Annotated in this window: 11 protein-coding genes; 9 read left to right on the top strand and 2 right to left on the bottom strand. The window is 72.7% G+C overall.

The genetic code is table 11. The features are described 5' to 3' along the window. The first annotated feature begins 71 nt into the window (after positions 1-71). Genes ACIBW6_RS21030 through ACIBW6_RS21000 form a run of 7 tightly spaced genes read left to right on the top strand, consistent with a single transcriptional unit; the run spans position 72 to position 8,910 of the window. The gene (locus tag ACIBW6_RS21030) at positions 72-1,220 is read left to right on the top strand and encodes a Gfo/Idh/MocA family protein (protein ID WP_399061702.1); all 1,149 of its coding nucleotides are present in this window, start codon (positions 72-74) and stop codon (positions 1,218-1,220) included. Continuing rightward, entirely contained in the window at positions 1,217-2,137 is a 921-nt protein-coding gene (locus tag ACIBW6_RS21025) for a PmoA family protein (protein WP_399061700.1), read from the top strand. The genes ACIBW6_RS21030 and ACIBW6_RS21025 overlap by 4 nt, the downstream gene beginning before the upstream one ends. Before the next feature lie 53 nt (positions 2,138-2,190). After that, complete coding sequence (locus ACIBW6_RS21020) at positions 2,191-3,528, top strand: ABC transporter substrate-binding protein (protein ID WP_399061698.1); 1,338 nt, start codon at positions 2,191-2,193, stop codon at positions 3,526-3,528. Then, positions 3,525-4,493 carry a carbohydrate ABC transporter permease gene (locus ACIBW6_RS21015; RefSeq protein ID WP_399061696.1) on the top strand — a complete coding sequence of 323 codons (969 nt, stop codon included), beginning with the start codon at positions 3,525-3,527 and terminating at the stop codon, positions 4,491-4,493. Before ACIBW6_RS21020 ends, ACIBW6_RS21015 begins: the two co-directional genes overlap by 4 nt. Continuing rightward, positions 4,490-5,326: a carbohydrate ABC transporter permease gene (locus tag ACIBW6_RS21010; RefSeq protein WP_399061693.1), complete on the top strand. Its 837-nt coding sequence runs from the start codon at positions 4,490-4,492 to the stop codon at positions 5,324-5,326. The genes ACIBW6_RS21015 and ACIBW6_RS21010 overlap by 4 nt, the downstream gene beginning before the upstream one ends. Positions 5,327-5,332: 6 nt before the next feature. Further along, the gene (locus tag ACIBW6_RS21005; RefSeq protein WP_399061691.1) at positions 5,333-5,986 is read left to right on the top strand and encodes a hypothetical protein; all 654 of its coding nucleotides are present in this window, start codon (positions 5,333-5,335) and stop codon (positions 5,984-5,986) included. Between the two features lie 5 nt (positions 5,987-5,991). Next, complete coding sequence (locus ACIBW6_RS21000) at positions 5,992-8,910, top strand: alpha-glucuronidase family glycosyl hydrolase (protein WP_399061689.1); 2,919 nt, start codon at positions 5,992-5,994, stop codon at positions 8,908-8,910. Between the two features lie 103 nt (positions 8,911-9,013). Here the strand turns inward: ACIBW6_RS21000 and ACIBW6_RS20995 are convergent, their stop codons facing one another. Together ACIBW6_RS20995 and ACIBW6_RS20990 are read right to left on the bottom strand one after the other, a co-directional pair. Next, positions 9,014-9,181 (bottom strand): hypothetical protein, encoded by a 168-nt coding sequence (locus ACIBW6_RS20995; RefSeq protein ID WP_399061687.1) that lies wholly within the window; start codon positions 9,179-9,181, stop codon positions 9,014-9,016. Positions 9,182-9,412: 231 nt separating this feature from the next. Then, positions 9,413-10,186 carry an SDR family oxidoreductase gene (locus ACIBW6_RS20990; RefSeq protein WP_399061685.1) on the bottom strand — a complete coding sequence of 258 codons (774 nt, stop codon included), beginning with the start codon at positions 10,184-10,186 and terminating at the stop codon, positions 9,413-9,415. 84 nt (positions 10,187-10,270) lie between these two features. On the opposite strand from ACIBW6_RS20990, the gene ACIBW6_RS20985 reads away from it, so the two are divergent. Continuing rightward, positions 10,271-11,167, top strand: a complete 897-nt coding sequence (locus ACIBW6_RS20985) for a sigma-70 family RNA polymerase sigma factor (RefSeq protein ID WP_399061683.1) — start codon at positions 10,271-10,273, stop codon at positions 11,165-11,167. A gap of 291 nt (positions 11,168-11,458) precedes the next feature. Next, complete coding sequence (locus tag ACIBW6_RS20980; RefSeq protein ID WP_399061681.1) at positions 11,459-12,481, top strand: DNA-directed RNA polymerase subunit alpha; 1,023 nt, start codon at positions 11,459-11,461, stop codon at positions 12,479-12,481. The last annotated feature ends 161 nt before the right edge of the window (positions 12,482-12,642 follow it).

Genomic DNA, 12,642 nt, shown 5'->3' with positions numbered 1-12,642 from the left:
CGCTTGCTGCGCGGACCGTCCTGCGCGCTGCGCTCCGTCCGACGCGCCCGTCCGTCTCCTGAGAGGACCGCATGTCTTCGCACCGCTCACCCCGCCCGCTGCGCACCGCCGTCGTCGGCACCGGAGGCATCGCGCGCGCCACGCATCTGCCCGCGCTGCGCACGCTGGCGGCGGAAGGGGCCGTCGACGTGGTCGCGGCCGTCGACACGGACGCGGGCTCCGTCGCCCGGTTCGCCGACGACTTCGCGGTCCCGTACCGGACCACGGAGTTCGCCGCCGTGCTCACCGAGGTCCGCCCCGACCTCGTCGTCCTGTGCACCCCGCCGGCCGTCCACCGCGAACAGGCCGTGGCCGCGCTGCGGGCCGGCGCCTGGGTGTGGTGCGAGAAACCGCCGTGCCCCTCACTGGCCGACTACGACGCCGTCCTGGCGGCGGAGCGGGGCGGCAGCGCGGACCCGTACGCCGCCATCGTCTTCCAGCACCGCTTCGGCTCCGCGGCCCGGCACGTGCGGCGGCTGCTGCGCGAGGGCGCGTGCGGCCGGCCGCTCGTGGCGCACTGCCAGACCACCTGGTACCGGGACGCCGCCTATTACGCGGTCCCGTGGCGGGGCCGCTGGGCCACCGAGGGCGGCGGCCCCGCGATGGGACACGGCATCCACCAGACGGACCTGCTGCTGGACCTGATGGGGCCGTGGCAGGAGGTGCACGGCATGGCGGCCCGGCTCGTGCACGACGTGGAGACCGAGGACGTGTCCACCGCCCAGGTCCGGTTCGCCGGCGGGGCCCTCGCCACGGTCGTCAACAGCGTGCTGAGTCCGGACGAGGTCAGCCGGATCCGCATCGACTGCGAGCACGCCACCGTCGAGGTGAGCCACCTGTACGGCCACCGCAACGCGGACTGGCGGATCACCCCGGCACCGGGCGTGCCCGAGGAGACCGCCGCCGCCTGGCGCGACTTCGGCGCCGACGAGCCCAGTTCGCACCTGGCGCAACTGCGCGAGCTGGTCGCCGACATCCGCGCCGGACGGCGCCACGCCACCAGCGGTCCGGGCGGCCGGCGGACGCTGGAGTTCATCACCGCCCTGTACAAGTCCGCGTTCACCGGCGCGAGCGTCCCCGCGGGCTCCATCGGCCCCGGCGACCCGTACTACACCCAGTTGCACGGTGGTGCGCCGCAGTGGGCGCCCGCCGCCCCGCGCCCGGAAGGAACCCCCGCATGACCCTCGCGCTGACCCACGTCCACAGCGACCGCGTCACCGTCGCCCAAGAGGCCTCCGGCACCGCGCTGTTCTCCTACGTGTACCGGCCCGAAGCGGCCTGGGAGGCGCCCAAGCCGTACCTGCACCCGATGCGCACGCTGTCCGGTGGCCTCGTCACCGACTACCGCCCCAACGACCACCGCTGGCACAAGGGGCTCCAGCTGACGGCCTCCCACCTGTCGGGGCAGAACCTGTGGGGCGGCAACACCTACGTCCACGGTGAGGGGTACCTCGCCCTGCCCGACCGGGTCGGCTCGATGGCACACGTCAGCTTCGAGGAGGTCTCCGCCACCGCGGACCGCGCCGTCATCGCCGAACGCCTGACCTGGCACCCGCACGACGGAGAGCTGTGGGCCGACGAGGAGCGCCGGATCGAGGCCCGCGCCGACGCCGACGCCGGCAGCTGGTCGCTCACCTGGACCTCGGCCGTCACCAACCGGCGTGCCGAACCGCTGCGCTTCGGCAGCCCCACCACCCACGGCAGGCCCGCCGCCGGGTACACGGGCCTGTTCTGGCGCGGCCCGCGCGCCTTCCGCGACGGGCGGGTCTTCACCGCCACCGCCGACGACGGCGACCTGATGGGCACGCAGGCCGACTGGCTGGCCTACGTGGGCGAGCACGACGGCCGCGACGGCCACGCCACGCTCGTCTTCGAACACGCCCCGGCCAACGACCATGCGGGCGAGAAGGGGGCGCACCCGGCGCACTGGTTCGTCCGCACCGACCCCTTCGCCGCCGTCGCCCCCTCCTGGGCCTTCCACGACGAACTCGTCCTCGCTCCCGGCGCGACACTCACCCGCGGCTACCGGGTGACCGTCGCCGACGGCGCCTGGGACCGCGCCCGGGTGACCGCGCACCTGCACGGCCAGGCCTGGTGAGCCCGGGCCGCGCGCCCGGCCGCCGCCACCCCTCCCCCTCCCGGAAGGCACCCATGCCCGAGCCCCGAAGCGGCGCCCGCCGGCCCCTGAGCCGCCGGACCGCCCTGGCCGCCACCGCCGCCGGCCTGGGCGGCGCCCTGACCGCCGGCCTCGCCGGCTGCTCCACCGCGAGCGGCGGCACCGGCGGCGGCGTCTCCCTCACGTTCACCTGGTGGGGCAACGACGACCGCGCCGCGCGCACCAAGAAGGCCGTGCGGCTCTTCGAGAAGGAGCATCCCGGGGTCACCGTGCGCACCTCGAACGCGGAGTTCGGCGCGTACAAGCAGAAGCTCGCCACGCAGGCCGCCGGTGGCGGCATCCCCGACGTCGCGCAGCTCGACTACCGGCAGATCTCGCAGTACGCGGGCGGCGGCGCGCTGTTGCGCCTGGACGAGGCCTTCGACAAGGAACAGATCCGCACCGCGGAGATGGACCCGTCCTTCCTGCGCACCGGGCGGTACGCGGGAAAGCAGTACGCGGTGCCGATGGGCCGCGGGATCACCGGGTACGCCTATGACGCGTCCGTCTACAAGAAGGCGGGCGTACCCGCCCCCGGGCCGGGCTGGACCTGGCAGGACTTCACCGACGTCAACCGGCGGATCGCGGCGCTGGGGCTCACCTCCCCCGACGGTCGCCCGTTCACGGGCAGCAACGACGGCGGCGGCAACGAGGACGTCTTCGAGGACTGGCTGCGCGGCCGCGGCGGGCGGCTCTACGCGAGCCAGACGCGGCTCGGCTTCACCGAGGACGACCTGAGCGAGTTCTGGACCTTCTGCGACCGGCTGCGCAAGGAAGGCCTCGTCGCCGCGGCCCGGGACTCGACGCAGGCCAAGTCCACCGAGACCAGCCCGATGGGCCGCGGCCTTGCGGCGGCCGACTTCACCTGGGACGCCCCCTTCCCCGGCTACCCCGCGCTGCTCGGCGACGCCGTGCACTTCGCCCCCGTCCCCACCACCGGCGGCCACCAGGGCGCCTACTTCAAGCCGTCGATGCTGCTCGGCGTCGGCGCGCACAGCGCCCACCCCGCGCAGGCCGTCGCCCTGGTCGACTTCCTGCTCAACGACCCGCGGGCCGGCGACATCCTCGGCTTCACCCGCTCCACCCCGCCCAACCGGACGATCGCCGCCCGGGTGGCCACCACCCTCGAAGGAGCGGAGCGGGAGATCTACGACTACGCGCAGACCATGGAGAAGTACGGCCTGGACGCACCGCCCTCGGCGCCGCCCCGCGGTGACGTCCCTGTCCAGATCGCCTTCGGAAGGGCGTACCAGCGCGTCATGTTCGAGAAGGCCACCCCGCGTCAAGCGGCACGCGAACTCATCGACGAGGCCCACCGGGAGCTGCGGTCATGAGCACAGCCACGACCGGCGCGCCACCGCGCGCCCAGGACACCGCACCGCCGCCACCCCCGTCCGGGCGGCGCGGGCCGCGCCGCGAACGGCAGTGGCCCGCCTACGTGTTCCTCTCCCCCTGGATGATCGGCGCGCTCGTCCTGACGCTGATCCCGATGGCGGTGTCGCTGTACCTGTCGTTCACCGACTACAACCTGTTCGACCCGCCGCACTGGGTGGGGCTGCGCAACTACACCGAGATGCTCACCGAGGACCCCCGCTACTGGCGGTCGGTGGGCACCACCCTGCTCTACGTGGTGATCGCCGTGCCGCTGAAGCTGGGCTTCGCGCTCGGGGTGGCGATGCTCCTGCGCGGTCTCGGCCGTGGGCGCGCCTTCTACCGCTCGGCCTTCTACGCGCCCTCGCTGCTCGGGGCCAGCATGACGATCGCGCTGGTGTGGCGGGCCCTGTTCAACGACGGCGGTTCCGTCGCCCGCGTCCTGAGCGCGGTCGGCATCGACACCGGCGGGTGGATCGGCGACCCCGATCTCGCCGTGTACGCGGTCGTGCTGCTGACGGTATGGCAGTTCGGCGCGCCCATGGTGATCTTCCTGGCCGGGCTCCAGCAGATCTCGCCGGACCTGTACGAGGCAGCCGCCCTGGACGGGGCGGGCCGCTGGCGGCAGTTCGTCTCCGTCACCGTGCCGATGCTGTCCCCGGTCGTCTTCTTCAACCTGGTCCTGGAGATGATCCAGTCCTTCCAGGTCTTCACCCCGGCCTTCGCGATCAGCGGCGGTGACGGCGGCCCCGCGGACTCGACGCTCTTCTACACGCTCTACCTGTACGAGCGCGGGTTCACGGCCTCCCACATGGGCTACGCGGCGGCGATGGCCTGGATGCTGCTGATCGGAGTCGGCGTCCTCACCCTGATCCTCTTCAGGACCTCCCGGTCCTGGGTCTTCTACGCGGACGAGGAGGGGCGATGAACCTCGCCACCCGACGCCGGCTGCCGCACACCGTCGCGGCCCTGGCCCTGCTCGTCCTGCTGTACCCGCTGGCCTGGCTGCTGGCCACCTCGCTCAAACCGGCCGACGAGGTGGTGACCAGCCTCGATCTGTGGCCGAGCCACCTGGAGTGGTCCAACTACACGACCGCCCTGGACGGCGTCTCCGGGATCTCCGTGACCCGGCTGCTCGGCAACACCCTGGTCATCGCGGTCGGCGCCGTCGTCGGCAACGTGCTGTCCTGTTCGCTGGCCGCCTACGCCTTCGCGCGGCTCCGCTTCCGCCTGCGCAAGGGGATGTTCGCGTTCATGGTGGCGACGCTGATGCTGCCCCACCACGTCGTGCTGATCCCGCAGTACATCATCTTCAACCGGCTCGGCCTCGTGGACACCTACTGGCCGCTGGTCCTGCCGAAGTTCCTGGCGACCGAGGCCTTCTTCGTCTTCCTCATCGTGCAGTTCATGCGCGGGCTGCCGCGCGAACTGGAGGAGTCCGCCCGGATCGACGGCTGCGGCCCGTTCCGCACCTACTGGTCCATCACGCTGCCGCTGAGCCGGCCCGCGCTGATCACCACCGCGATCTTCACGTTCATCTGGACCTGGAACGACTTCTTCACACAGATGATCTACCTGTTCGCGCCGGAGAAGTTCACCATCACCCTCGCGCTGAGCAGCTTCGTCGACCAGTCCAGCACCTCCGCGTACGGGCCGATGTTCGCGATGTCGGTGATCTCCGTGCTGCCGATCGTGCTCTTCTTCTTCGTCTTCCAGCGCTACCTGGTGCAGGGCATGGCCACCTCCGGACTGAAGGGCTGAGCGACCATGACGACCCACACCCCCGCACCGCCGCGCACCCACCGCGAGGCCACCGAGGTCTTCGGCCCGGGGTTCTCCCTCTTCGCCGACATGCTCCTGGTCGGCCTGTTCACCAGCCTGGCCTGCCTGCCGGTGCTGACGCTGCCGGCCGCGTTCCGGGCCGCCTGCGCCACGCTCGGCGCGAGCGCCCGCTCCGGAGTCCCGGTCACCGCCGCCGTCTACGGGCGCCACCTGCGCGCCCAGCTCACCGCGCGCGGCCTCGCCGGTGGGCTGCTGCCGCCGCTGTTCGCCCTGCTCCTGCTGACCGACGCGGCCCTGCTGGACAGCGCGCTGCCCGGCGCGGCCGTCATGGCCCCCGCTCTCGCCCTGCTCGCCGTGGGGGCCGCGACCGTGGGGCTGCGCGCCACCGCGCCGGGGGCGGGACACCGCTCACGCGTCCGGGAGGCGCTGGTCCGCTCGGCCGCTGAGCCGCGCGCCACCCTCCTGCTGGCCTGCGCGGTGCTCCTCGCCGCGGTCCTGGCCTGGTCGATGCCGCTCCTCGTGCCGCTGCTGCCGGGCCCGCTCGCCTTCGCCGCCACCGTCGTGGACCTGCGCTCCCCGGCCCCGCCCAAGAAGCGCCGCACCCGTTCGTCCCACCACGGAAGTCAGCGACGGAAGTGAGAGACATGAGCTCAGGAATACGCCGCAGGTCCCTGCTGACCGCGGCCGCCCTCGGCGGCGCGGCCGGCCCGCTCGCCCTGGCCGCACCGGCCTCGGCGACGACCGCCCCCGGCGCCGCGACCGTCGGGGCACTGCCCGCCGAGGACGGCTACGAACTGTGGCTGCGCTACCGGCAGGTGGACGATCCCGACCTGCTCCGGTCGTACCGTGCCGCGCTGCGCCCGCTCGTCTGGCAGGGCGGCGGCCCGCTCCAGAAGTCGGCCGTGGACGAGCTGGCCCGGGGCCTGACCGGGCTGCTCGGCACCAGGGTGGAACCCCGCGGCACGGCCCCCGCGGGCCCGGCCCTGGTGGTCGGCACGGCCGAGAGCTCTCCCCTCGTCCGGTCGCTGGTCCCCGCGTCCGAGCTGGCGGCTCTGGGCGCGGAGGGCTATGTCGTCCGCCGGGTCACGAAGGGCGGCGGCTCCCGCGTGGTGGTGGCGGCCCGCACCGACCGCGGAGTGCTGTACGGCGCGTTCCACCTGCTGCGGCTCGTGCAGACCCGGCAGCCCCTGGACCACGTCGACCGCACGGAGCGGCCCGCCGCGCCGCTGCGCGTCGCCGACCACTGGGACAACATCGACGGGTCGATCGAGCGCGGGTACGCGGGGCTGTCCTTCTTCGACTGGGAGAAGCTGCCGGCCCTCGACGACCGGTACACGGACTACGCGCGGGTCCTCGCCTCCCTCGGCATCAACGGCGCCGTCATCAACAACGTCAACACGCCCGCGACCTACCTCGAAGAGCCGTTCCTGACCAAGCTGGCCGCACTGGCGGGCGTCCTGCGCCGCTACGGCGTCACCCTGTACGTCACCGCCAACTTCGCCGCCCCCATCGACCTGGGCGGCCTCGACACCGCCGACCCCTTCGACGCGGCGGTACGGACGTGGTGGACGCGGAAGGCCGACGAGATCTACGCCAGGATCGCGGACTTCGGCGGCTTCCTGGTGAAGGCCAACTCCGAGGGGCGGCCGGGCCCCCTGGACTACGGCCGCACGCACGCCGACGGGGCCAACCTGCTCGCCGACGCGCTGCGGCCGCACGGCGGCATCGTGATGTGGCGGGCGTTCGTGCACGACACCGACGCCGCCTGGGACCGGCAGGGGTTCCTGGACTTCACGCCACTGGACGGCGCGTTCGCCGACAACGTCGTGCTGCAGATCAAGAACGGCCCGATCGACTTCCAGGTCCGCGAGCCGGCGCACCCGCTCTTCGGTTCGCTGCCCCGCACCAACTCGATGATCGAACTCCAGGTCACCCAGGAGTACACCGGACACGCCACCCACCTGTGCTACCTGGTGCCGCAGTGGAAGGAGGTGCTCGCCTTTGACACCGGCAAGCCCGGGCCGGGCAGCACGGTCGCCGCCGTCGTCACCGGCGAGGCGTACCCGTACACGCACCACGGCTTCGCCGGGGTCATGAACCTCGGCGACGCCCGGAACTGGACGGGCTCCCACCTCGCCGCCGCCAACACCCACGGCTACGGGCGCCTCGCCTGGGACCCGGGCCTGTCCGCGGCCGAACTGGCGGAGGAGTGGACACGGATGACCTTCGGCAACGACCGGCACGTCGTCGCCACCGTCACCGATCTCCTGCTCGACTCCTGGCACACCTACGAGGACTACACCTCACCCCTGGGCACGGGCTACCTCACGCATCCGCCGGACGGCTCGGTCACCGGGCACTTCGACCCGAGCCCGACCACGACCACCCAGTTCCACAGGTCGGACCGCGCCGGGATCGGCTACGACCGCACCGCCGCCACCGGCGACGGCTACACCGCGCTGTACGCCCCGCCGGTCCGCGACGCCTACGAGTCGCTGGAGGACTGCCCCGAGGAACTGCTCCTCTTCCTGCACCACGTCCCGTACACCCACCGCCTGGACAGCGGGAAGACCGTCATCCAGCACATCTACGACACCCATTTCGACGGCGTGGCACGGGTGGCGGAGACGGTCGCGGCCTGGGACGGGCTGCGCCGCCGGATCGACCGCCGCAGGCTCGCGGAGGAACACGCCCGGCTGCGCGACCAGCTGACGCAGGCGGCCCGGTGGCGGGACACCCTGGTCGCGTACTGGTTCGAGCTGAGCCGCGTCCGCGACGAGCGGCGCAGCTGGCTCCAGGCCGTCGTCGCCCCGGCCGACACCGCCCTGCTCGGCGGGGAACGCAACGAGCTGCCCGTGCAGGTCGTCAACGCGACCGGCTCCGGGCTGCGCACCGACGTCACCCTCGGCGTACCGAAGGGCTGGGCCGCCGAGCCGGCCGCGTGCTACGTGGCCTCCCGCGGGGACGAGACGGTGCGGATGACCGTCGTACCGCCGCTCGCTCCCGGCCTCGCCACGCTGCACGCGCGGCCGAGGTCCGGCGCGGTGCGGGTGCTCGACTCCTCGCTGCGCAGCCTGGCCGACACGGTCGTCGTGCCGCCCGCCGCCCGCTGCGTGCACGCACTGGACGCCGGTCCCGCCACGGCGCCGGTGCTCACCGGCTACACCCGGCTCGCTCCCGACAGCGTGTGGCGGGAGGGCGCGGACGCCGGCTGGGTCGGCCGGACGCCCGAGGCCACCGACACCGGCCTGTTCGACGTCGTGCGCCGCGACTACGTGCGCGCCGCCGGGCCGGCCGTGCTCCGGCTGCGGCTGCCCGCGGGGGCCTGCACGGCGCACTTGCTGACCGGCGACCCCAACACGTTCAACCGGACGCTGATCGTCCGGGTGGGCGGGGTCGAGAAGGCGCGCAGCGAACGGCTCGACGGCCGGACGTTCACCTGGCTCCGCGTCCCCCTGGACGGCGGTCCCGCCGGACGGGAGGTCGACGTGGAGCTGTCGGCGAAGGAGAACGAGACCTGGCACCTGGGCGCCTGCGTGGTCCTGGCGGACGAGCGGTCCTGAGAAGCACGCGGCCCGGGCCCGGCCGGGGTCCGGGAACGCCTCTGGGGTCGCGCCGCCGTGTTCCGGTGGCGCGACCCCAGGGGATGGAGCGCTGTACTGCTGGTCAGTCCAGGTCCATGTCGCCGAACTGGACCACGTTGGTCTCGTGGTTGACGACGGCGATGTCGCCGTTGCTGTAGCCGTCGTTGTCGTCGGCGGCGGCGAGGCCCGCACCACCGAGAACGGCGAAGGCGGCAAGAACCGTGGCGGTGACAACTGTACGCAGACGCATGAGGCAGTCCTCTGCTCGTGGGTGGAAAGATCGAAAGGAGGCTTATCCGATCCGTTCCGGCCGTACACGGGCTCCGGCCAGACCCACTCGTCCGTGTGTTCCATTCGGCCGATACGCCGAGCGCACGCAGGGGCGCGCGCCCGCGCGCCACCCGCTCTCGTGCCGTACCGCCGTCCCCCCGCTCCGGGCCGCCCCGTCCCTGCCGCCGGGCGGGCGGCGCCGGGGGCTGGGTCACGCGACCCGCTCCGCCAGGAACTCCTCCCACGTACGGTCGCCGTGCATCGCCTGCGCGGACTGCGCGAGGTTCACGCCCTCGCGGTACGCGCGGCCCGCCTTGCCGGGCATCCGCATGCCGAGGACCGGGCGCCGGCGCCCGGTGGCGCCGAGGTAGCGGCGCACCACGTCGTCCATCGTGTAGACCTTCGGGCCGGCCATCTCCGCCACCAGGCCCGCCGGCTCCCCGAGGGTCAGCTCGACCAGACGCTGGGCCACGTCACGGGCGTCGACCGGCTCCAGCCGCATCCCGGGCGCCGGGACCAGGGGCAGCTTGGCCATCTTGGAGACCATCAGGTGCACCAGGTCGTGGAACTGGGCGGCGCGCAGCATCGTCCACGGGATCCCCGAGCCGGTGATCACTTCCTCCGCGGCGCGCTGGGTGGCGAACCAGGCCATCGGCATCCGGTCGGCGCCGATCACCGAGATGTGCACGATGTGCTTCACGCCGGCCTCGCGGGCCGCCGCGACCAGGTGGGTGGCGACCACGTCGTCGCCCTTGTTGCCGCCCGCCAGGTGCAGCACCGTCTCCACCCCGGCCATCGCGGTGGCGACGTGCTCCCCGGTCGACAGGTCGCCCTTGACGTAGGAGATCCCGTCGGCGTCCGGGCGCTCGCTGCGGCTGAGCACCCGCAGCGGGCGGCCGGGCGCGGCCTCGCGCAGCAGCGGAAGCACGTGGCGGCCGAGCGTTCCGGTACCGCCGGTGACGAGGATCGTGCTGTCAGCAGTCATGATGGACTCCTCAGTTGATCGTTCGCGTGGTGTGCGAGCTTCGGTTCTGCTGCTCTGACACGCCGCCGTAGGGGTGTGTGACAGATGCAGGGAAGAAAAATCGAGAAGAACGAGAAAAGTCTGCGGACCGAGGTCTTCGAGGCGCACCGCCCGCATCTGCGCGCGGTCGCCTACCGCATGCTGGGCTCCCTGGCGGAGGCCGAGGACGCGGTGCAGGAGACCTGGCTGCGGGCGTCCGCCGCGGACACGAGCGCCGTGCAGAACATGGGCGGCTGGCTGACCACCATCGCCACCCGGACCTGCCTGAACGCCCTGCGCTCGCGTGCGACACGCCGTGAGGAGCCGCTGGAGACCACGTTCGGCACCGGCCGCCCCGACGGGCGCCCCAGCCCCGAGCAGGAGATGGAGGCCGCGGACGCGGTGGGCATCGCGCTGCTCGTCGTCCTCGACACGCTCACCCCCGACGAGCGGCTCGCCTTCGTCCTGCACGACCTTTTCGCGATCTCCTTCGACGAGATCGCCGCGATCCTCGAACGCAGCCCCGCCTCCGCCCGCCAGCTCGCCAGCCGGGCCCGCCGCCGGGTCCGGGGCACCTCCCCGGCGGCGCCGGACACCTCCCGGCAGCGCAAGGCCGTGGACGCCTTCCTCGCGGCGACCCGGACGGGTGACTTCGAGGCACTGGTCGCCCTGCTCCACCCGGATGTGGTGCTCACTGCCGACCCGGCCGTGACCCCGACCCCGGAGCCGGTGGTCGTGCTCGGGGCGCACACGGTCGCCCGGGGCGCGATGGCCGCCGCCGGGCGTGCCCGCTTCACCGGTCCCGCGCTGGTGGACGGCGCCCTCGGCCTGGCCATGGCCCCGCACGGCCGGCTGCGCCTGGTCCTCGCCTTCACGACCGAGCCGGAGAGCGGGCTGATCACCGCGGTCGACGTGATCGCGGAGCCGGAGCGGCTCGCCGCGCTGGAACTCTCGGTCGCCTGACGAAATATTCGCGGGGTCACGCCAGGTTGACCGGGGAGAAGGTGACGGTGTCCCCCGCGTCCGGCGGGGCGCGCACCCCGCCGCTCCGCTGCCGCGCCGGTCGTGGCGGGCTCCCTCCCCCGGTGTCCGCGCCGTCCGTGACGTCCGCGGGGCGTGATGTCGGCCACTCGCGACCGGCTCTCGCGGGGTGGCGTGGGGCGGGGCTGCGCGTGCGCCCCCGTTTCGCCCGTTACGCTTCGCAGTGTTCAAGGCGCCAAATAGCGGGCGCCGATTACTGGAGGCAAACACTTTATGCTGATCGCTCAGCGTCCCTCGTTGACCGAAGAGGTCGTCGACGAATTCCGCTCCCGGTTCGTGATCGAGCCGCTGGAGCCGGGCTTCGGCTACACCCTCGGCAACTCGCTCCGCCGTACGCTCCTGTCCTCGATCCCGGGTGCGGCGGTCACGTCGATCCGTATCGACGGCGTGCTGCACGAGTTCACCACCGTGCCGGGCGTCAAGGAGGACGTCACCGACCTGATCCTCAACATCAAGCAGCTGGTCGTCTCCTCGGAGCACGACGAGCCGGTCGTGATGTACCTGCGCAAGCAGGGCCCGGGTCTGGTCACCGGCGCCGACATCGCTCCCCCGGCCGGTGTCGAGGTGCACAACCCCGACCTGGTCCTCGCCACGCTCAACGGCAAGGGCAAGCTGGAGATGGAGCTGACCGTCGAGCGCGGTCGCGGCTACGTCTCCGCCGTGCAGAACAAGCAGGTGGGTCAGGAGATCGGGCGCATCCCGGTCGACTCGATCTACTCGCCGGTCCTCAAGGTGACGTACAAGGTCGAGGCCACGCGTGTCGAGCAGCGCACCGACTTCGACAAGCTGATCGTCGACATCGAGACCAAGCAGGCCATGCGTCCCCGCGACGCCATGGCGTCGGCCGGCAAGACGCTGGTCGAGCTGTTCGGTCTGGCGCGCGAGCTGAACGTCGACGCCGAGGGCATCGACATGGGTCCGTCCCCGACGGACGCCGCGCTCGCCGCCGACCTGGTGCTGCCGATCGAGGACCTGGACCTCACCGTCCGTTCCTACAACTGCCTCAAGCGCGAGGGCATCCACTCGGTGGGCGAGCTCGTCGCCCGCTCCGAGGCGGACCTCCTCGACATCCGCAACTTCGGTGCGAAGTCGATCGACGAGATCAAGGCCAAGCTCGCCGGGATGGGCCTCGCGCTCCGCGACAGCCCGCCCGGATTCGACCCGACGACCGCCGCGGACACCTTCGCCGCGACGGACGACGCGGACGCCGGTTTCATCGAGACCGAGCAGTACTGAGAGACCGAGCAGTACTGACCGCAGCAGTGCGGTAGCTGAAGGCAGCGGCCGGGGGGGGGGGGGGGGGCGCGGGGGGACCCCCCCCCCCCCGCCGCCCCCGCCCCCGCCCCCCCCCCCCCAAAACCCCCCCAGGAAGGTGAAGATAAAAAAACCGAGCTGAA

Origin of the sequence: Streptomyces sp. NPDC049813 (genome assembly GCF_044465085.1) — a bacterium.
GTDB lineage: Bacteria > Actinomycetota > Actinomycetes > Streptomycetales > Streptomycetaceae > Streptomyces.
The sequence above is the reverse complement of the archived record's forward strand: the minus strand, read 5'-3'. Positions and strand labels throughout refer to the sequence as shown.

Coding starts and splice junctions, on each gene's coding strand:
- ACIBW6_RS21025 (WP_399061700.1), top strand. CDS start 1,217: ATGACCCTCGCGCTGACCCACGTCCACAGCGACCGCGTCACCGTCGCC.
- ACIBW6_RS21000 (WP_399061689.1), top strand. CDS start 5,992: ATGAGCTCAGGAATACGCCGCAGGTCCCTGCTGACCGCGGCCGCCCTC.
- ACIBW6_RS20995 (WP_399061687.1), bottom strand. CDS start 9,181: ATGCGTCTGCGTACAGTTGTCACCGCCACGGTTCTTGCCGCCTTCGCC.
- ACIBW6_RS21030 (WP_399061702.1), top strand. CDS start 72: ATGTCTTCGCACCGCTCACCCCGCCCGCTGCGCACCGCCGTCGTCGGC.
- ACIBW6_RS21020 (WP_399061698.1), top strand. CDS start 2,191: ATGCCCGAGCCCCGAAGCGGCGCCCGCCGGCCCCTGAGCCGCCGGACC.
- ACIBW6_RS20985 (WP_399061683.1), top strand. CDS start 10,271: ATGCAGGGAAGAAAAATCGAGAAGAACGAGAAAAGTCTGCGGACCGAG.
- ACIBW6_RS21015 (WP_399061696.1), top strand. CDS start 3,525: ATGAGCACAGCCACGACCGGCGCGCCACCGCGCGCCCAGGACACCGCA.
- ACIBW6_RS20980 (WP_399061681.1), top strand. CDS start 11,459: ATGCTGATCGCTCAGCGTCCCTCGTTGACCGAAGAGGTCGTCGACGAA.
- ACIBW6_RS21005 (WP_399061691.1), top strand. CDS start 5,333: ATGACGACCCACACCCCCGCACCGCCGCGCACCCACCGCGAGGCCACC.
- ACIBW6_RS21010 (WP_399061693.1), top strand. CDS start 4,490: ATGAACCTCGCCACCCGACGCCGGCTGCCGCACACCGTCGCGGCCCTG.
- ACIBW6_RS20990 (WP_399061685.1), bottom strand. CDS start 10,186: ATGACTGCTGACAGCACGATCCTCGTCACCGGCGGTACCGGAACGCTC.